We start from the raw sequence: 19,023 nt of genomic DNA, 5'->3' as shown, positions 1-19,023 counted from the left end.
CCCTCAGCCCTTGCGGCGCGACGGCGTCAGCACGCTGGGCAGCGCCTTCGGCAGCGTTTCCGGATAATCGCGGCTGAAGTGCAGGCCGCGGCTCTCGTGGCGCTGCAGGGCGCTGTTGACGATCAGCGAGGCCACATCGACCAGGTTACGCAGCTCCAGCAAGTCGTGGGTGATGCGGAAATTGCGGTAGTACTCGTCGATCTCCTCCTTCAGTAGCGCGATGCGGTGCTGGGCCCGTTCCAGGCGCTTGGTGGTGCGCACGATGCCCACATAATTCCACATGAAGCGGCGCAGCTCGTCCCAGTTGTGGGAAATCACCACTTCCTCGTCCGCATCCGTCACCCGGCTTTCGTCCCAGTCCGGCAGGTAGGGGATTTCATCCTTTTCCTTGTCGGCGATGTCGGTGGCGCAGGCGCGGCCGATCACCAGGCATTCCAGCAGCGAATTGCTGGCCAGCCGGTTGGCGCCGTGCAGGCCGGTGCAAGCCGTCTCGCCCACGGCGTACAGGCCTGGCAGGTCGGTGCGGCCAGCCAGGTCGGTCACCACGCCGCCGCAGGTATAGTGGGCGGCCGGCACGATGGGAATCGGCTGCTTGGTGATGTCGATGCCCAGTTCCAGGCAGCGCGCGTAAATGGTGGGGAAGTGCTCGATCAGGAATTCAGCCGGCTTGTGGCTGATGTCCAGGTGCACATAGTCCAGGCCGCGCTTCTTGATTTCGAAGTCGATGGCGCGCGCCACCACGTCGCGCGGCGCCAGTTCCGCCCGCTCGTCATGCGCCAGCATGAAGCGGGTGCCGGCCGCCGCGCCCGCTTCGGGCGGCAGCTTGAGCAGGCCGCCTTCGCCCCGGATCGCTTCCGTGATCAGGAAGGACTTGGCGTACGGGTGGTACAAGCAGGTGGGGTGGAACTGGATGAATTCCATGTTCGACACCCGGCAACCGGCGCGCCACGCCATGGCGATGCCGTCGCCGCTGGCCGTGTCCGGGTTGGTGGTGTACAGGTAGACCTTGCCGGCGCCGCCAGTGGCCAGCACCGTGTGCTCGGCCGCGAAGGTATGCACCTGGCCGGTCTGCTCGTCCTGCACGTACAGGCCGTGGCACTTGGGCTGGGCAGGGCCTTTCTTGGCTGGATGTAGTTTATCCGACGTGATCAGGTCGATGGCGCAATGGTGTTCGAACAGCGTGATGTTCGGATGGGCCCGCACTTTCTCTTCCAGCGTGACTTGCACGGCATGGCCGGTGGCGTCGGCCGCGTGAATGATGCGGCGCTGGCTGTGGCCGCCTTCGCGGGTCAGGTGGAAGCCCAGTTCGGCCGATTCGTCACGGGTGAATGGCACGCCTTGCTCGATCAGCCATTCGATGGCTTCCCGCCCGTGCTCGACGATGAAGCGGGTGGCGCTTTCGTCGCACAGGCCGCCGCCGGCGACCAAGGTATCGTTGATATGTTCCGCGTGGCTGTCGCCCGAATCGAGCACGGCGGCGATGCCGCCCTGGGCCCAGTTACTGGCACCGTCCTGCAGCGCACGTTTGGAAATGATCGCGACCGTGCGCGTTTCGGCCAAATGCAGGGCGACCGACAAGCCGGCCAATCCGCTGCCGACAATAGCAACATCAAATTTCATGGTGAGGTCTGTATCCGGTGAAGGCCTCTACTATAGACCATTTGGCGCCGTGGCGTCATCCTGGCGGGTGGCGAGGGGAAATTTGCCGCCGCGCTAACCCTGCCTTGTGGTGCCTCAACATGTGACTTGCAACTGTGCGCCATGATGAAAGCTCCCCCGCCAAGCCGGGTGGGCAGGAGGGTGTCGTGATCAGGATATTTCACCATTACGTGTCGAAAATGGGCTTCATGTTGCTGCTGATGGAGTTGCTGATCCTGCTGACCGTGGCAGCGGCCCCATCCGTCACCTGGCTGGGACGGCGCCAGCACGACTCGCCCTATCTGTCCGCACTGGCGTTCGCCCTGGTGCTGGTATTTAGCATGAGTACGCTGGGCATGTACCAAAATAATTCTCGGGAAGACATCAAACACACGCTGTTGCGTATACTGCCTTCGTTTGCGCTGGGATTCGGCCTGCTGAGCATGCTGATCGGGGTGGCGCCGGCCATCCAGTTCGGGCCGTCGGCCCTGGTGGTCTTCATGCTGGGCGCGCTGGGCGTGCTGCTGATCCGGCTGGCCGTGCTGGCGTCGTCCCGGTCGAGCATGCTGATGGAGCGCGTGATCCTGGTCGGTGACGGGGCCACGGCCAGCGATTGCCTGGCGCTGGCCGCCGACCGCGCCGGTCTGCACCAGTTTGAAGTGGTGGGCTGCGTGCCGGTGGCCGGGGAACCGTCGCGCGTGGCGGCCCAGGCGCTGCTGCCGGCCGACCAGTCCTTGCTGGCCCTGGCGCGCAGCCATGGGGCGACGGAGATCGTCATCACGGTGGGCGACCGCCGCAATGGCGCCTTCCCCGTGCGCCAATTGCTCGAATGCGCGCTGGGCGGCTTGCGCATCACGGACGCGGCCACCTTCTTCGAGCGCGAAGCGTGCCAGATCCGCATCGACTCGTTGCAGCCGAGTTTCCTGATCTTCGGCGGAGGCTTCGACCAGAGTTTCCTGCGCGCCGCCGTTAAGCGCGGCTTTGACCTGACGGCCAGCGCCGCCATCTGCCTGGTCACCTTGCCGCTGATGCTGCTGACGGCCGCGCTGATCGTGGCGGAGGACGGCGGCCCCGTGTTCTACCAGCAGCAGCGGGTAGGCAAGAATGGGCGCAACTTCAATGTGCTCAAGTTCCGTAGCATGGGCCAGGACGCGGAGCGCGATGGCCAGCCCCGCTGGGCCAGCACCGACGACCCGCGCGTGACGCGCGTGGGCTACTGGATACGCAAGCTGCGGATCGACGAACTGCCGCAGATGCTCAATGTATTCAAGGGCGAGATGAGCTTCGTCGGGCCGCGTCCCGAGCGCGGTTACTTCGTGGAACAGTTGTGCGGTGAGGTGGCCTATTACAACGTGCGCCACACCATCAAGCCCGGCATCACGGGGCTGGCCCAGGTACGGTATCGCTATGGCGCGTCGGTGAATGACGCCGTGCAAAAACTGCAATACGACCTGTATTACGTCAAGAACAACAGCCTGTTCCTGGATTTGCTGATCCTGATCGACACGGTACAGGTGGTGTTGTTTGGCAAAGGCAGCCGCTGATGCTGGCCCAATGGACGGCGCATGACATCGCCGCCTTCAGCTACGGCAGCGCCGGTGTCGCATTCACGCTGTTGTGCCTGTTGCTGCTGAAAAATTGGCGGTCCCGGCCCCACAGTGCCGGGCTGGCTTGTGCTTGCCTGATGACAGCCGCCTGGGCCTCCAGCATCGCCCTCGGAGAGCGCCTGCCCATGGCGGCGGCCGAACTGTGGCTGGAACTGGCACGCACTTGCGCGTGGCTGGTCCTGCTCCAGCGATTGCATACACAACAACGGCGCCCATCGGCCGGACTGCTGGCGGTACTGGCCGCCCTGGTCGCGCCGTCCGTCGCCGGCGGCGCCGGCTACGCGTGGCTGGGGCCGGCCGTCGACGGCGCCACACTGACCATCGCCACCCGTTTGATGCTGGCCGTACTGGGCATGCTGTTGGTGGAGCACCTGTACCGCAACACGCCAGCCTTTGGGCGGTGGGGCATCAAGTTCGCCTGCCTGGGCATAGGCGGGCTGTTCGCCTACGATTTCTACCTGTACAGCGACGCCTTGCTGTTCCGTCAGGTAAACCATGACATTTGGGCCGCGCGCGGCATCGTCAATGCTTTGTGCGCGCCGCTGATCGGCATCGCGGCCGCGCGCAATCCGGCCTGGGCGCCGGGGCTGTCGCTGTCGCGCCAGATCCTGTTCCGTTCCGCCGCGCTGCTGGGATCGGCCACCTATCTGCTGGCGATGGCGTCGAGTGCCTACTACCTGCGCTATGTCGGCGGCGCCTGGGGGCCGTTGATGCAACTGGCCTGCCTGTTCGGCGCCGCCTTGCTGCTGGCGGGGGTGCTGTTTTCAGGCGCCATGCGGGCCAGCCTGAAAGTCCTGATCAACAAGCATTTTTATCAGGGCAGCTACGACTACCGCCAGGAATGGCTGCGCTTTACCCGTGCGCTGGCCGACGATGGCCCGGCGCTGGGCGAGCGCACCATCCAGGCCGTGGCGGCGCTGGTGGAAAGTCCCGCCGGCACCTTGTGGATACGGCGTGAACGGCAGCGCTTCGAGCCGGCGGCGGGCTGGAACCTGGCCTTGCCGCAAGCGGCCGAGCCGGCCGACAGCGCTTTCTGTTTGTTCCTGGAACAGCGCCAGTGGGTGATCGACGTCGCGCAATGGCGCCAGCAGGCGCACCCCTACGAACAATTGCAAACGCCATCGTGGCTGGCGGCGCTGGGCCAGGCGTGGCTGGTGGTGCCCCTGATGCTGCATGGACACCTGTTCGGCTTTGTCACGCTGGACCAGCCCCGCGTGCGCATGGCGCTCAACTGGGAAGTGACGGACTTGCTCAAGATCGCGGGCAGCCAGGCGGCCGGCTGCCTGGCCCACCGCGATTCGGCCGATTCGCTGGCGGTGGCGCGCCAGTTCGAATCGTTCAACCGCATGTCCGCGTTTATCGTGCACGACCTGAAGAATCTCGTGTCGCAGCTCTCGTTGCTGCTGTCGAACGCGGAACGCCACCAGAACAATCCCGCCTTCCAGCAGGATATGCTGGCCACGCTGGCCCATTCGGTCGACAAGATGACACTGTTGCTGCGCAAGCTGCACCGCAGCCCGGACAAGGAACAGGTGAGGGAGCAGGACAGTCCGCTGGCACTGGACCACCTGCTGACCCGCGCGGTGCAAGCCTACGCGGCGCGGGACCCGGCGCCGCAGCTGGTCAGCTGCGCGCCTGGCCTGATGGTGCGGGCCGACGGTGGCCGCCTGGAACGGGTGCTGGGGCACTTGCTGCAGAACGCGCTTGAGGCCACGCCGCCGGGCGGCAGCATCACCGTGCGCCTGCTCCATGTGGGACAGGCCGCCGTGGTCGAACTGTGCGACACAGGGCATGGCATGAGCGCGCAATTCATCCGCGAGCATTTGTTCCAGCCGTTTGACAGCACCAAGCCGGCCGGCATGGGCATCGGTGTGTTCGAGAGCCGCGAGTACATCCGCGACCTGGGCGGCGAACTGGAGGTGGCCAGCACACCGGGAAAGGGCTCGACCTTCCGGCTGGTGCTGCCGCTGTACCAACAAGCCGCGGCGGCGGCATAGGACCGGGGGCCGCGATGAGCAAGAAGAAATTGCTGGTCATCGAAGACGACGCGGGTCTGCAAACCCAGTTGCGCTGGAGCCTGGACCAATACGAGGTGGTGCTGGCGGCGGACCGGGAAACGGCGCTGGCCCAGTTGCGCCGCCACCAGCCGGCCGTGGTGACGATGGACCTGGGCTTGCCGCCCGATCCCGATGGCGCCAGCGAGGGACTGGCGCTGTTGTCGCTGATCCTGGCGGCGGCGCCCGATACCAAAGTGATCATCCTGTCGGGCAACCAGGACCGCGGCAATGCCTTGAAGGCCATCAGTGCCGGCGCCTACGACTTTCATCAGAAGCCGCTGGACGCCGACCTGCTCGCGCTGGTGATCGGTCGCGCCTATTATCTGCACGAGATCCAGCAAGAGAACCGCCGCATGCTGCAAACCCAGGCGGATACCCCGCTGGCGGGCATCGTCAGCCGTGACCCGGGCATGCTCAAGGTTTGCCGCAGCGTGGAAAAGGTGGCGCCTTCATCGGCCACGGTCATGCTGCTGGGCGACTCGGGCTGCGGTAAAGAGCTGCTGGCGCGCGGCCTGCATGCGCTCAGCGCACGGCACGACAAGCGCTTTGTGGCCATCAACTGCGCCGCCATCCCTGAACATCTGCTGGAGAGCGAACTATTCGGCTACGAAAAGGGGGCGTTTACGGGCGCCATGCGCCAGACCCTGGGCAAGATCGAACTGGCCCACGGCGGCACGCTGTTCCTGGACGAGATCGGCGACATGGCGATGGCCTTGCAGGCCAAGCTGCTGCGCTTCCTGCAGGAGCGCGTGATCGAACGGGTGGGCGGGCGCGCCGAGATCGGGGTGGACGTGCGCATCGTGTGCGCCACCCATCAGAACCTGCGGGCGCTGGCCCAGGCCGGCCGCTTCCGCGACGACCTGTTCTACCGTCTCAGCGAAATCGTGCTGATGATACCGGCGCTGCGCGAGCGGGTGGGCGATGGCGCCTTGCTGGCCCACCACTTCAAGCACAAATACAGCGCCGCCGAGGGCCGGCCGGCGATGGCCTTCAGCCCGGAGGCGCTGGCGGCGATCGAAGCCTACACCTGGCCGGGCAATGTGCGCGAGATGGAGAACTGCATCAAGCGCGCCGTGATCATGGCCGAAGGCCCGCGGATCACGGCCGCGGACCTGGGCCTGCCGGAGGCGGAACTGGCCGAGGAGGCGATCAACCTGCGCCAGGCCAGGGAGGCCGCCGAGTATCGCGTCATGGTCAGGGCGCTGGCCCGGGTGGACGGCAATATCGTCAAGGCGGCTGAACTGCTGGGCGTGAGCCGCCCCACGCTGTACGACCTGATGGCCCACCATGGGCTGCGCAGCGCTGGCTGACATGCCGTCCGGGGGCCTGTGTCCCCGGGCCTATGGCGCGAAGTGGCTTATATGTAGGTCCGGGGCTAGGGCTTGGGCGCGTCACGCCATTGGCCGGCGGCGGCCAGCTTGTTCTTCAGACCCGGTAACGGATAGCCCTTGGCGTAGGCGGCGTGGGCGCAAGCAAGCGCCTCGGCGTAGTTTTGCTTGCGCAGATAGAGCAGGCCCAGGTTGTACTGGTTGGTGGCGTTCTCCGGGGCCAGCCGCGCCGCCTCGCGCAGTTGATCGAGCGCCGCGTCCAGGTTACCGAGAGCCAGCAGATAGCCGCCGAACAGCGAATGCACTTGGGGATCGTCGGCGCGCGTGCGCAGGGCGCGGTCGAAATAGCACTCCACCGTGTAGCGCGCCCCCAGCGGCTTGCTGGTCTTGTCGCGCAACGCCAGCCTGGCCATGGCGGCCAACGCCCGGTGATGGTTGGGGAAGTGGTCGAGCGTGTAGCCGATATCGTCACCGAGCTTGCCGCTCGCGCCCCGGATCAGGTGTTCGACATCGGGCGTGAAGTGGAATTGTTCCACCACGCCCAGCGTCTTTCTATCGTTGGCGTTGGTGTAGTCGCCGCCGATCTCATTGTGGATCAGCGGCCCGCAGTCGGCAACGCCGGCGTGGACGGCGCCCGGCAGCAGCAGGATGCACAGTGCTTGGTACGGTTTCATTTGTTCCCCCTCGTCGCAATTTCATCAAACAGGGCCGCCAGTTCCAGCGTGCGGGCGGCACGCGAATGGCTCGCGATGGTGTCGGGATGGGCCAGCGGGGCGACACCGTGGCGCGCCAGCCGCAAGAAGCGCGACAGCGCCATCGCGATGTCCGCTTCCGAATCGAGCCTGGCGATGGTGTCGATGCCGGCGCCGCGCAGGGTGGCGGCGGTGTCGCCGGCCGGGTCGGTCAATGCCAGCAGCGGCCGGCCCGCGCGCAGGTATTCGTACAGTTTGGCTGGAATCTGGTGGTTGCAATTGGCGGCCTGGAGCAGCAGTAATCCGTCGGCCGCCAGCATTTCCGCCAATGCGTGCTGGTACGGCAGCGGCGGCGCCAGTTCAACCAGCGCCTCGATCTGGTCGCGCGCGATCAACGGACGCAGGAAGTCTTCGTGGCCGTGGGCCCGCAGCACCAGCCTGAAATTGTCGGCCTCGATCTCGCCGCTGGCTCGCAGGCGGCGCAGCGCGGCGAACAATGGCCGCGGGTCGCGTTCGGAAGGGTAGACCAGGCCGCTATGGAGCAGGCGAAACTGGCCGCCGCCTTCCCGCTGGGGCCGGACGCTGGCCGTCGCGTCCCGGAAGTTGTCTTCGTCGTAGCCGTTCTCGATCAGGCGCAACCGGCCGTCGGCCAAAGTGGAATGGCGCTCCTGGCAGGCGCGCATGGCGCCAGGCGTGGTGCAGACGATGGCCGCGCCGCGACTCGCCGCCTGGGCTTCTATCCATTGGTGGATGCGGTGCGTGCGCGGGTCGGCCGGGTAGCCCGGTTCCGTGAGGGGATCGCGCTGGTCGGCCACCCACGGCAATCCGGTCAGCCGATGCAAGGTCAAGGCCACCAGGTGCGCGGTGGCGATCGGATAACTGGACCAGATGATACTTGGCCGGTGCCGGCGGATCAGCCGCAGTCCGGCCGGCACAGCGCTGAGCCACCAGGAGATCCAGCGGTCGGGCTGCGCCAGCAATGCGGGATAGCGGCCCCGGATGGCCAGGTGGCGCGCCGCGTCCCAGGCCGCGCTGCGCCAGACGGGCGGGCCGGCGCAAGTATCCGTCAATTGGTCAGTGCTGGTGTCCGGATAGGCGCGCGGATGGGCCGACAGCACCACCGGTTGCCAGTCTGAACGTGGCAGGTATTGAGCGAACTTCAGGGTGCGCTGGATGCCGCTGCTGCCGCGCATGGGCGGATAGTGGAACGCGACCATCAGCACTCCCTTCACCACGATGCGATCCAGTCCGCGCACAGGGCCGCCACTTCGTCGCGCCACGCGGCGCGCGCGAAAGTGTGGTTGGCCAGCGGCAGTGTCACCTGGCGTATCCGCGGCCCGGCCAACAGGGTGCGCCAATGGGCATGGTCCCTGGGCAGGCCGGCGAATTCGTGCCCGGTCAGGTCGGCGCCGCTCAGGATGATCAATACCTGGCCCCGGAACGCCTGCAAGGCGCGATACAGCCGCTGTGGCAGGTCGCCCGGTCCGCCGGCACCGGTACCGCGCGCAAGCCGGACCACCTGCCGCAGCGAGCGCATGACCTGGACCAGGCCCAGGGTGCCGGCCGCCAGCTTGCGCCAGAATTCCGCCTCCCGTAGCCGGGCCAGATAGTAGTAGCGCAAGGTGGCGCGGGCTTCGCCGCGCGCACTGCGCACCCAGGGGTTGAGCATCACCAGGCCGCGCACGCGCTGGTCGTCGCAGGCATGGAAGGCGGCGGCGGTGGCGCCGTCGCACAATCCCCACAGCACCAGTTCGCGCAGCGCAGGCACCGTCTGGAAGAAATGCGCGATGGCGGCCGCCACGTCCTCGTCCACCTGTTCGAAGGTGCGCGGGTCGCCTTCGCTGTCGCCCATGCCACGGAAGTCGAAGCGCAGCACGGGGATGTTGTGGGCACACAGGCTGCGCGCCAGCAGCACGAACTGGCGATGGCTGCCGACGCGGTATTGGGGGCCGCCCGTTACGATCAACACCCCGCGCGGCCGTGGCGTGGGCGGCAGATGGAGCACGCCGATCAGCCAGTCGCCGCCGCAAGGAATGCGCACCACTTGCGGCCCTGCGTTCACGGCAGCTCCAGTGTGGTGGTGGCATCCAGCAGGGCGGGACAGAGCACGATTTCCGTGCTGGCCCAGAACGCCTGGCCAGCCACGGCCTGGACAGTGACCGGCACGCCGGCCGTACGCCACTGTTCGATCTGGCGGGCGGAGGACGGGGAGACAGCGGCGGTGGTGGCCACCTGATCCGGCGTGTCGCTGGTTGCGGCTGGCCCGGTACTGTCCACTTCCAGCCAGTGCACGGGACAGGGAGGCGTACGCTGCGCGGCATCGCGCTCGCCGATGGCCTGGATCAGCGCCGGCGCCAGGGTATAGCCGGCCACCTCCAGCGGTTTCGCCGATGGAACGATGCCGGCCGCGCGCGCCGCGCCGTCGGGCGCCAGCATCTGCGCTGCCGTCTCGACGCGCAGGAATTGTTTTATATAGCGGCTGCCACTGAGAGCCGCTTGCCATAGGATCAATGCGGGAGGCGGGTCCGGGGAGGTGCACGCGAAATCGAGCGCCAGCAGGGCGCCCAGGCGCGCGCCCCACAGCGCCGGCCGGGGATAGCCAAACTCGCGCAGCCAGCGGCAGGCATACTCGATATCGTTCAGCCAGACATGCCAGCGCGCGTCGCCGAAGTCGCCGTCGCTGTCGCCGCAACCGTACAGGTCCAGCTGCAGTACGGCATAACCGGCCTGGGCGAAGCAGCGGCTTTGCATGGCGGCCATACGCCGGCATTTGTTGAGTTCTTCAGCGAATGGCGGGACGTAGAGGATGGCGCCGCGCGGGTGCTCGGTGAGCGGCGCGTGAAACAGGCAGAAGCGTGTGCCTGGATCGGCATCCAGGAAGAAGGGAAACGCGGCCGCCACCGTGTCGTCCATCATGCCAGCTTGCTCTGCACAAAATCGCTGAGCGTGCCCAGGGTGGCGAAATGGCGCGCATTGATTTCATCGTCCAGCACTTCGATGTCGAAGCGTTGTTCCAGCGCCGTGATGACGCCGGCCACTGCCATGGAATCGAGTTCGGGCACGCTGCCCAGTAGCGGCGTGTCGCGTTCGCGGCCCAACTGGGTCACTCCCAGCGTTTCGCTCAGGATGGTTCTCACTTGCTCAAGTGGTGGCATGGCGGCTCCAGGTGGGGGTTGGTGTCGAGCGCGCTCGTATCGAAACGCAGCTGGGGACAGGAAGCGGGGTGGCGCGAAACGTGAAAATGGGGCGCCAGCGTGGCCACCATCCATTGCCACTTGCCGCAGCGCAGGAAAGTGGCGCTGCCCAATGGCACGGTGCCGATGCGCGCATGCGCGGCCAGCGAGGCCGCATTGAAGGCGGAAATGCGGCTGCACGACCAGCGCACGGCGCGCGCGCGCAGCAGGCAGCGCGCTTCCTCCCACAGCCGGCGAAAGGCCCAGCCCAGGCGGTCCTGGGGTCGCACATAGACGTCGAAATCCCAGCACGATAAGGGCGAAACGAGCCGGTAGCGGGCCCGCACCTCGTCTTCCTGGCAGGCGTCGAACAACAGCCACAGAAAGCCGATCAAGTCCTGGTTCCGGTACGCGGCCAGGCTGATGGCGCCTTGGGCGTAGCGCTGGTCCAGCACGTGCGCCGGGCGCGGGTAGTCGGGTGGAATGGCCTGTCGATTGGGCAGCACGCGGATCTCGATATCCTTGCCGCGCTGGCCGCACAGGGGCAGGTCGCCCAGGCGCTGGGCGACGAACTGGTATTTATGGATGCCGCAATGGCCGCCCGTGCAGCGGGTCAGCGCCTGGTCGCACAGGTACAGCATGGCGTTGAGCCATCCCAATTCGTGGATTGCGCGGGTCAGACGGTTGCTCATGGCGGGCACGGGTGCGTGGCTACTGGTCCGATTAGACACTGGCCTGCCCTGTGGACCTTTGCGGTCGCGCAAACGGTCGTGTTAATTGATTGACATCAATGTGTGCTATGCCGTTTGTCCCAATCATAAGCGATACCAAACATACAGAGGTGGCCTATGGCCCAGTTAATTCACGAGTTTATCTTCCAGTCGGCCCAGCGCGCGCCGCTGGCACCGGCGCTGTCGTACCAGGGCGCCGAATTATCCTATGAGGCGCTGGCCAGCATGGTGGCCACGGCTGCTGGCGCCTGGCTGCGCTGCGATCTGGCCCCGGGTGACCGGCTGGCCGTCTATCTGGAAAAGCGCGAGGAGACGGTGGTGGCCATGTTCGGCGCGGCCGCCGCCGGCGGCGTGTTCGTGCCCGTCAATCCCTTGCTGAAGGCCGCGCAAGTGGCCCATATCCTGGCCGACTGTAACGTGCGCATCCTGGTCACTTCGCGGGAACGCCTGACCCGGTTGCTGCCGGTGCTCGCTGCCTGCCCGGACCTGCGCACCATCGTGTTGACGGACAGCGGCGAAGCTGGCGTGCCGGCCGTCGAAGGTGTCGCGGTGGCGGACTGGGGCGCCTGCATGGCGGTGCCCGGCGCGCCCGCCGGGCACCGCCGTATCGACACCGACGTGGCCGCGATTTTGTACACCTCCGGCAGCACCGGCAAGCCCAAGGGGGTAGTGCTGTCGCATCGCAACCTGGTGGCGGGCGCCGTCAGTGTCGCCAGCTACCTGGAAAACCGGGCCGACGACCGCATCCTGTGCGTGCTGCCCTTGAGCTTCGATTATGGCCTGAGCCAGCTGACGACGGCCTTCCACAGCGGCGCCTGCGCCGTGCTGATGAACTATCTGCTGCTGCGTGACATCATCGACACGGTGGAGCAGGAGCGCATCACGGGCCTGGCCGCCGTGCCGCCGTTGTGGATCCAGCTGGCCGAGCTGAGCTGGCACAGCGCCACGCGGCTGCGCTACATCACCAATTCCGGCGGCGTCATGCAGCGCCGCACGCTCGACGCCTTGCGCCGCGCGCTGCCCAACACCCGGGTCTACCTGATGTACGGCTTGACGGAAGCGTTCCGCTCCACTTATCTGGCGCCCGAGCAGCTGGACCGGCGGCCCGATTCCATCGGCAAGGCGATCCCGAACGCGGAAGTGCTGGTGCTGCGCAGCGACGGCACGCCCTGCGGGCCGAACGAACCGGGCGAGCTGGTGCACCGTGGCCCGCTGGTCGCGCTGGGCTACTGGAACGACGCGGCCCGCACGGCGCAGCGCTTCCGGCCGCTGCCGCCGCGCCTGTCCGGCCTGCCGCTGCCGGAGCCGGCCGTGTGGTCGGGCGACACGGTGCGGGCCGATGAGGAAGGCTACCTGTATTTCATCGGCCGTGGCGATGACATGATCAAGACCTCCGGCTACCGGGTCAGTCCGGCCGAGGTGGAAGAGGTCGTGTACGCGTCGGGGCTGGTGCGCGAAGCGGCCGCCATCGGTGTGCCGCACACCCAACTGGGACAGGCCATCGTGCTGGTGGTGGTGGCGCGCGAAGCGGCGCCGGCCAGCGCCGAGCAGATCACGGCCGCCTGCCGCGCCGCCTTGCCCACTTACATGGTGCCGGCCTGGGTCGTGCTGCGCACCACGCCATTACCCCGCAATCCGAACGGCAAGATCGACCGCCCGCTGCTGGCCACCGAGCTGGCATCGGCCTGTGCGGAGGAACGGAGATGAGCGCGCCCAGCCATGTTCTGCCGCAGCAGCTTTCGGTCGCTGACGGTTGTTTGCAACTGGGCGGCATCGGGTTGCCGCGCCTGGCCGAGCGGGTAGGGCGCACGCCGTTCTATGCCTACGACAGGGGCCAGATCGCACAACGCGTGGGCACGCTGCGGCGCGTGCTGCCGGCCGGGATACGGCTGCACTATGCGATGAAGGCTAACCCCATGCCGGCCGTGGTGCAGATGCTGACGGGGCTGGTCGACGGGATCGACGTCGCCTCCGGCGGCGAACTGCGGGTGGCGCTCGATACGGGCATGGCGCCAGAGCGCGTCAGCTTCGCCGGGCCGGGCAAGACGGATGGTGAATTGCGCAGCGCGGTGGCGGCGGGCATCCTGCTGCACCTGGAGTCGGAACAGGAGCTGGACCGGGTGGCGGTGGCCGGCGAGCATGTGGGTGTGGTACCTCGGGTGGCGATCCGGATCAATCCCGATTTCGAACTGAAGCTGGCCGGCATGAAGATGGGCGGCGGTCCCCGTCCGTTCGGCGTGGATGAGGAACGGGTGCCGGCCATGCTGCGCACGGTCCGGCAGCGGGAGCTGGACTTCCAGGGCTTCCATATTTTCTGCGGCGCCCAGAATTTGTCGGCCGCCGCCATCGCTGAAGCGCAAACGCTGAGCGTGCAACTGGCCGTGCGTATGGCCGAGCACGCGCCCGCGCCCCTGCGCCAGGTCAATATCGGCGCCGGCTTCGGCGTGCCATACTTTCCCGGCGACCAGCCGCTGCCGCTGGAACCGGTGGCAAACGCCTTGCAACAGTCGCTGGACCTGTTGCGCGCCGCCGCGCCGGACGCGGCGCTGGCGCTGGAGCTGGGTCGCTACCTGGTGGCTGAGGCGGGAGTCTATGTGTGCCGCGTCCTGGAGCGCAAAATTTCCCATGGGCACACTTACCTGATCACCGATGGCGGCCTGCACCACCATCTGGCCGCTTCAGGCAACTTCGGCCAGCGGGTACGCCGCAATTTTCCGGTCGCCATCGGCAACCGGATGGCCGGGGAGGCGCGGGAAGTGGTGTCCGTGGTCGGCCCCTTGTGTACGCCGCTGGACGTGCTGGCCGAGCAGATGCCGTTGGCGCCCGCCGTGGCCGGTGATCTGGTGGTGGTGTTTCAGTCGGGCGCATACGGCCTGAGCGCCAGCCCGGCCGGCTTCCTCAGCCATCCACCGGCGCTGGAGGTGCTCGTATGAGCGGCCTGTGCGGTTGGTTCAATCTGCCGTCCAAGGATGGCGGCGACGCTGATGCGACGCTGGCGCGCCAGCGGCTGGCCCGGATGGCGGCGCCACTGACGCGTTTCGACGGCAGCGACGTGCAGGCCATCGCGGGCGCCGATGCGGGGGCGGCCATCGCGGCCCGTCCGGACAGCGCCCATCTGTACCGCGAGGATGGCTTGCTGATCGCCGTCTGGGGCCAGCCCACCATCGCCGGCACGGCGGAAGGCATAGGGGAACGATTGGCCGCCCTGTGGCCGGAGCAGGGCGCGTTGAGCTGCGCCGCGCTGTCGGGCGCGTTCGCCTTGTGCATACTGGACAGCCGCCAGGGCATCGCCTTGCTGGCAGTGGACCGCTATGGCACCCGGCCCATGTTGATCCAGCCCACGCCGAAAGGGGTGCTGTTCGCCAGCTCGGCCGATGCGATGCTGGCCCATCCTGCGGCCGACGCCACGTTGGATCATCAAGCCATCTTCAATTACCTGTACTTCCATATGGTACCGGCGCCGGGCACCATGTATCGCCAACAACAGCGATTGCTGCCGGGCGAGTATGTGCGTTACGGTCGCGGCGGCATGGAGCGGGGCCGTTACTGGGAAATGCGCTACCTGGAGCAGGAGAGCGCGCCCTGGTCGCGCCTGCGCCCCCAGTTTCTTGAGTTGATGGACAACGCCGTGCGGGAAACGCTGGCCGGCCACCAGGTCGGCGCTTTTCTTAGCGGCGGCACGGACAGTTCCACGGTGGTGGCCATGCTGTCCCGGGCCGGGACGCCGGCCCGCACCTATTCCATCGGCTTCGACGTGGACGGCTACGACGAGATGGATTACGCCAACGTGGCCGTGCACGCGTTCGGCACGCGGCACCGCGCGCTGTACGTCACGGCCGAAGACGTCTGCGCCGCCGTTCCCCACCTGAGCGCCGTGTTCGACCAGCCGTTCGGCAACGCCTCGGCCGTGCCCGCCTACTACTGCGCCCGGATGGCCAGGGCGGACGGCATTACCCGCATGCTGGGTGGCGACGGTGGCGACGAACTGTTCGGCGGCAACGCGCGCTATGCGCACCAGGCCGTGCTGTCGCGCTACGAACGGTGCCCGGCCGCGTTGCGCCAGCTGGTGCTGGAACCGGCGCTGTTCGGGCTGCTGGCCGATAGTCAGCATGCGCTGCCACGCAAGGCGCGCAGCTATGTGCGGCAAGCCCTGGTGCCGCTGCCGGCCCGGCTGGAAACCTACAATCTGTTGCAGGGCTACGGACCAGGCCAGGTGCTGGAAGCAGCATTCCTGGCCACAGTGGACAGCACCGCACCCGCGCGCGTCCTGGACCTGGCCGACTGGCCCTCGCGCCACCTGAGCCAGATCAACCGGCTGCTGGCCCTGGACATGCGCTTCACGCTGGCCGACAACGACTTGCCCAAGGTGAACAAGGCGTGCGAACTGGCGGGGCTGGAGGCCGCCTTTCCATTCCTGAACGATGGGCTGGTGGCGTTCGCCGCCCGGCTGCGTCCCGAGGACAAGCTGCGCGGCACGCGCTTGCGCCATTTCTTCCGCGCGGCGCTGCGCGATACCTTGCCGCGCGCCATCTTGAACAAGAAGAAGCACGGTTTCGGCCTGCCCGTGGGCCATTGGCTGCATACCCACGCGGGCTTGCGCAACCTGGCCGGCGACAGCCTGAGCGACCTGAAGCGGCGAGGCATCGTGCGGCCCGCCTTCATCGATGCATTGCTCGACACGCATCTGGCCGCCCATCCCCCTTACCACGGCACGATGGTGTGGGTACTGATGATGCTGGAGCAATGGTTGCAATTGCGCGCCGAGGCGCGCCGGTCACATGAAGAGGTGCGCGATGAGCTCCAAATCCGCCAGGGATGATCCGGACTGGGATACCAGTTGCCAGGACGGTTTCTACCGCCATTATGAACAGCAGAGCGGCGGCGAGGCCGACTGGCACAGGTTCCAGATGATCCATGCGGCGCTGTGGCGGGCGCTGGGCCAGCCGGCCGGTTCCTTGCGGGTGGGCGATATCGGCTGTGGCGCGGGCACCCAGTGCCGCTTGTGGGCCGGCATGGGACATCGCGTGCAAGGGGTCGACATCAACGAAGCCTTGATCGGACTGGCCCGCCAGCGGGCGCAACAGGCGGGGCTGGAGATCCAGTTCGCCGTCGCGTCGGCCACCGCCTTGCCCTGGGACGATGGGGCGATGGACGTGTGCGTGGCGCCCGAATTGCTCGAACATGTGACGGACTGGACGACCTGCCTCAGCGAGATGGTGCGGGTGTTGCGGCCGGGCGGCGCCTTGTTCATCAGCACCAGCAACAAGCTGTGTCCCAGCCAGGAGGAGTTCAGCCTGCCGCTGTATTCGTGGTATCCCGCGTGGCTCAAGCACCATTGCGAACACCTGGCCCGCACCACCCATCCCCAGCTGGCCGCCTATGCCACCTATCCGGCCGTCAACTGGTTCACCTATTACGGCTTGCGCCAGCACCTGGGGCAGCAAGGTCTGCACTGCATGGACCGCTTCGACATGATGGACCTGGCGGGGCGCGGGCGGATGGCGGTCGCGCTGGTGCGGGCGATCCGGCGCATGCCGCCGCTGCGCTGGCTGGCCCATGTAGCCACGCCATACACGGTCTTGCTCGGGATTAAACCGGCCGTTGCCAGCGGCTCCGCGCGAGGCGCAAGCCAAAGCGCCATGGGGCCGCGTCCCACGGCGTGAAACGGGGCAGTTGCAGCGGATCGCAAGCATGGTGGGCCGCGGCCGCCTGGGTGGAAACGGCCGCCTGGAAGCCAAGCTCGGCGACGATGCGCACATGGCGGCCATCATAATCCTGACCGGGCTTGCCGTTGGGGTAGGCGAAGCACGGCACCGGGCCATCGATCAAGCGTTCCAGGGCCATCTTGCCGGCGCCAATTTCCGACCGTGCCGCGGCCGCCGGCAGCAAGGCCAGGATCGGGTGCCGCACCGTGTGGGCGCCCAGCTCCATGCCGGCACGGTGCAATTGCCGTACCTGGTCGCACGACATCATGAGGCCGGGCGCGCGGGGCGGGGCCAGCCGATCGGCGATTTCCTGGCGCTGCGCAAACGGCAGATATTTTAAGCGCAGCAGCAGTCGATCGAGCGCCAGGATTTTGTGCCGCCAGTCATGGACAGGGTGGCATTCCAGGCCCAGGTGGCGCAAGTCGAGCAAGGGACCGGCGGCGCCGCGCACATGCTCGATCACGGCGTCATTCCACATGCGGCCGCCATCGAGGTAGCCGGTGGCGATGAAGAAACAGGCGCTCAGGCCATGCTGGCGCAACACGGGCAGCGCCAGTTCCACATTGTCCGCATAGCCATCATCGAAGGTGAGGCAGGCCGCGCGCGGTGGCAGGGCGCCGTCGCGCAGGCGCCGGGCCGCCTCGGCCAACGGCAGTACGTGACACCAACGGCGCAGCCAGCGCATGTGCTGGTCGAACTGGTGCACATCCGGTATCGCCGGCTGCAAGGGATCGCGCCGCGCCACGATCCGGTGGTACATCAGGATGGACAGGCGGCGGTGGGGCCAGCGCATCACGCCTCCGGGGCCTGGGGCGCCGCCCGGCTTGGCGCCGCGCGTGGCGACGGCTGCGTGCTGAGCCTGGCCTGGATCAGGGCGCGGGTGGCCAGCAGGGCCGCCGCCAGGTAGTAAGGCACATCGTAATACACCAGGCTCAGGAAGGCGCCGCCCACGGCGAAGCCGACGAAGCTGGCCTGGATCATGGTCGCCAGGCGGGCGGCCCAGGCCAGCTCGGGCTGGCAGGCGGCCTCCCGCGTGATCCAGCTGGCGCAGCGCCAGGTGAAGAAGCCCAGCAGCAGATACAGGGCCAGTCCCACGAAACCATGTTCGCCCAGCACCTGGAAATAAATGCTGTGGGCCGCATGCACGTCGGCCGGGTTGGGCGCGTAGCGGGTGAACAGGGCCGGCTCGGCCACGTCGTAGCCACCGCCGAACAGCCGGTCGCGCGCCAGGTGGTAGGCCATATACCAGGCGTTGATGCGGCCCATGGCCGATTCGTCGGCCTGGAATTCGCCGATGGTGTCCATGCGGCTGCTCCAGCCTTGCGGCATGAACAGCAACAGCAGCGGCGCCAGCAGCACGATCACGGCGCCGCTCAGCCACTTGTTGCGGCTCCGGTACCACATGAACACGGTCATGGCGGCGATCGCGAGCAACGCGCCACGGGAATAGGAACCGAGCGCGGCCAGCGCCGACAGCACCATGGTGACGGCCAGCGCCCGGCGCAGCCATTTGTTGTCGGTTTGCTGCAGCAGATAGTGCATCAACGGGATGGTCATGATGAGCGCCAGGGCGATCGCGTTGTTGTCACCGATAAAGGTGCCTTCCGGACCCCACACGCGCTCCTCGCCGCCCGTGCGCAGCGTGAAGATGCCCCCTTTGACGCCGTAAAAACCCAGCGAGATGACCAGCACCCAGATCAGCCGGTGGATGTCCTCGCGGCTGCGGATCAGCATCATGGTCACCAAACTCATCAGCATGATCTTCATCACCTTGTTCCACTGTGTATAGGCGGCCTCGGGGAACAGGGCGAACAGCGTCGTCACATTCATCCACACGATGAAGGCCAGTAATGTCAGGGTCAGGCCATTGACGGGCAAGCCCTTGGGCCCGCGCTGGCCGGCCATGGCCAGCAAGGTGCAGATGGCGATCAGGTAGGCGAACGGGAAATGCTGCGCGTAGCCCCAGCCTTGCGTGTGCGGGTTCATCACGCTGATCCACACCCACAGCAGCACGCCGGTGACGGGGTTCCTGAATATCATCGGCAGGCTGCCGAATACGATCACGGTGACGAGGATGTCGCGCATGGGGGCG

The 19,023-nt window shown here is 67.1% G+C and carries 16 protein-coding genes; 7 read left to right on the top strand and 9 right to left on the bottom strand.

All coding sequences use genetic code 11. The annotated features are described in order from the left end of the window. Positions 1–3 precede the first annotated feature (3 nt). Complete coding sequence (nadB, locus tag H3H39_RS09610; RefSeq protein WP_182153155.1) at positions 4–1,620, bottom strand: L-aspartate oxidase; 1,617 nt, start codon at positions 1,618–1,620, stop codon at positions 4–6. A gap of 185 nt (positions 1,621–1,805) precedes the next feature. Between nadB and H3H39_RS09605 the strand changes: the two genes are divergently transcribed. From H3H39_RS09605 to prsR, 3 genes are read left to right on the top strand one after another with little or no spacing between them, the layout of a single operon-like run. Beyond that, positions 1,806–3,182 carry a TIGR03013 family XrtA/PEP-CTERM system glycosyltransferase gene (locus H3H39_RS09605; protein ID WP_182153154.1) on the top strand — a complete coding sequence of 459 codons (1,377 nt, stop codon included), beginning with the start codon at positions 1,806–1,808 and terminating at the stop codon, positions 3,180–3,182. Continuing rightward, a complete protein-coding gene (gene prsK, locus H3H39_RS09600; protein WP_182153153.1) occupies positions 3,182–5,242 on the top strand; it encodes an XrtA/PEP-CTERM system histidine kinase PrsK in 2,061 nt (686 codons plus the stop codon). The genes H3H39_RS09605 and prsK overlap by 1 nt, the downstream gene beginning before the upstream one ends. Positions 5,243–5,256: 14 nt before the next feature. Next, the gene (gene prsR, locus H3H39_RS09595) at positions 5,257–6,612 is read left to right on the top strand and encodes a PEP-CTERM-box response regulator transcription factor (RefSeq protein ID WP_182153152.1); all 1,356 of its coding nucleotides are present in this window, start codon (positions 5,257–5,259) and stop codon (positions 6,610–6,612) included. A gap of 65 nt (positions 6,613–6,677) precedes the next feature. Here prsR and H3H39_RS09590 read toward each other — a convergent pair whose 3' ends face one another. The 6 genes from H3H39_RS09590 to H3H39_RS09565 are packed head-to-tail and all read right to left on the bottom strand — an operon-like array spanning position 6,678 to position 11,187. Further along, on the bottom strand, positions 6,678–7,304 hold the full coding sequence (locus H3H39_RS09590; RefSeq protein WP_182153151.1) for a tetratricopeptide repeat protein: 627 nt from the start codon (positions 7,302–7,304) through the stop codon (positions 6,678–6,680). Continuing rightward, positions 7,301–8,578 carry a glycosyltransferase gene (locus tag H3H39_RS09585; protein WP_311196886.1) on the bottom strand — a complete coding sequence of 426 codons (1,278 nt, stop codon included), beginning with the start codon at positions 8,576–8,578 and terminating at the stop codon, positions 7,301–7,303. The genes H3H39_RS09590 and H3H39_RS09585 overlap by 4 nt, the downstream gene beginning before the upstream one ends. Beyond that, positions 8,551–9,384 carry a hydrolase 1, exosortase A system-associated gene (locus tag H3H39_RS09580; RefSeq protein WP_182153150.1) on the bottom strand — a complete coding sequence of 278 codons (834 nt, stop codon included), beginning with the start codon at positions 9,382–9,384 and terminating at the stop codon, positions 8,551–8,553. The genes H3H39_RS09585 and H3H39_RS09580 overlap by 28 nt, the downstream gene beginning before the upstream one ends. Then, the gene (locus H3H39_RS09575; RefSeq protein WP_229217955.1) at positions 9,381–10,238 is read right to left on the bottom strand and encodes a hydrolase 2, exosortase A system-associated; all 858 of its coding nucleotides are present in this window, start codon (positions 10,236–10,238) and stop codon (positions 9,381–9,383) included. Before H3H39_RS09575 ends, H3H39_RS09580 begins: the two co-directional genes overlap by 4 nt. Then, positions 10,235–10,477, bottom strand: coding sequence for an acyl carrier protein (locus H3H39_RS09570; RefSeq protein ID WP_182153149.1), 243 nt, complete (start codon positions 10,475–10,477; stop codon positions 10,235–10,237). The genes H3H39_RS09575 and H3H39_RS09570 overlap by 4 nt, the downstream gene beginning before the upstream one ends. Continuing rightward, positions 10,456–11,187: a GNAT family N-acetyltransferase gene (locus tag H3H39_RS09565; RefSeq protein WP_182153148.1), complete on the bottom strand. Its 732-nt coding sequence runs from the start codon at positions 11,185–11,187 to the stop codon at positions 10,456–10,458. Before H3H39_RS09565 ends, H3H39_RS09570 begins: the two co-directional genes overlap by 22 nt. Positions 11,188–11,343: 156 nt before the next feature. Here H3H39_RS09565 and H3H39_RS09560 point away from each other — a divergent pair, with 156 nt between their 5' ends. From H3H39_RS09560 to H3H39_RS09545, 4 genes are read left to right on the top strand one after another with little or no spacing between them, the layout of a single operon-like run. Continuing rightward, positions 11,344–12,933, top strand: a complete 1,590-nt coding sequence (locus tag H3H39_RS09560; RefSeq protein ID WP_182153147.1) for an acyl-CoA ligase (AMP-forming), exosortase A system-associated — start codon at positions 11,344–11,346, stop codon at positions 12,931–12,933. Further along, the gene (locus H3H39_RS09555; protein WP_182153146.1) at positions 12,930–14,159 is read left to right on the top strand and encodes a pyridoxal-dependent decarboxylase, exosortase A system-associated; all 1,230 of its coding nucleotides are present in this window, start codon (positions 12,930–12,932) and stop codon (positions 14,157–14,159) included. The genes H3H39_RS09560 and H3H39_RS09555 overlap by 4 nt, the downstream gene beginning before the upstream one ends. Continuing rightward, entirely contained in the window at positions 14,156–16,045 is a 1,890-nt protein-coding gene (locus tag H3H39_RS09550; protein ID WP_182153145.1) for an asparagine synthetase B family protein, read from the top strand. Before H3H39_RS09555 ends, H3H39_RS09550 begins: the two co-directional genes overlap by 4 nt. Further along, positions 16,020–16,889 (top strand): class I SAM-dependent methyltransferase, encoded by an 870-nt coding sequence (locus tag H3H39_RS09545; RefSeq protein WP_182153144.1) that lies wholly within the window; start codon positions 16,020–16,022, stop codon positions 16,887–16,889. Before H3H39_RS09550 ends, H3H39_RS09545 begins: the two co-directional genes overlap by 26 nt. Here the strand turns inward: H3H39_RS09545 and H3H39_RS09540 are convergent. Together H3H39_RS09540 and H3H39_RS09535 are read right to left on the bottom strand one after the other, a co-directional pair. Then, a complete protein-coding gene (locus H3H39_RS09540; protein ID WP_182153143.1) occupies positions 16,816–17,724 on the bottom strand; it encodes a polysaccharide deacetylase family protein in 909 nt (302 codons plus the stop codon). The two genes, H3H39_RS09545 and H3H39_RS09540, sit on opposite strands and share 74 nt — an antisense overlap. Next, positions 17,724–19,016 carry a putative O-glycosylation ligase, exosortase A system-associated gene (locus H3H39_RS09535; protein WP_182153142.1) on the bottom strand — a complete coding sequence of 431 codons (1,293 nt, stop codon included), beginning with the start codon at positions 19,014–19,016 and terminating at the stop codon, positions 17,724–17,726. The genes H3H39_RS09540 and H3H39_RS09535 overlap by 1 nt, the downstream gene beginning before the upstream one ends. Positions 19,017–19,023 lie beyond the last annotated feature (7 nt).

Source organism: Rugamonas apoptosis (genome assembly GCF_014042355.1).
GTDB lineage: Bacteria > Pseudomonadota > Gammaproteobacteria > Burkholderiales > Burkholderiaceae_D > Rugamonas > Rugamonas apoptosis.
The sequence above is the reverse complement of the archived record's forward strand: the minus strand, read 5'-3'. Positions and strand labels throughout refer to the sequence as shown.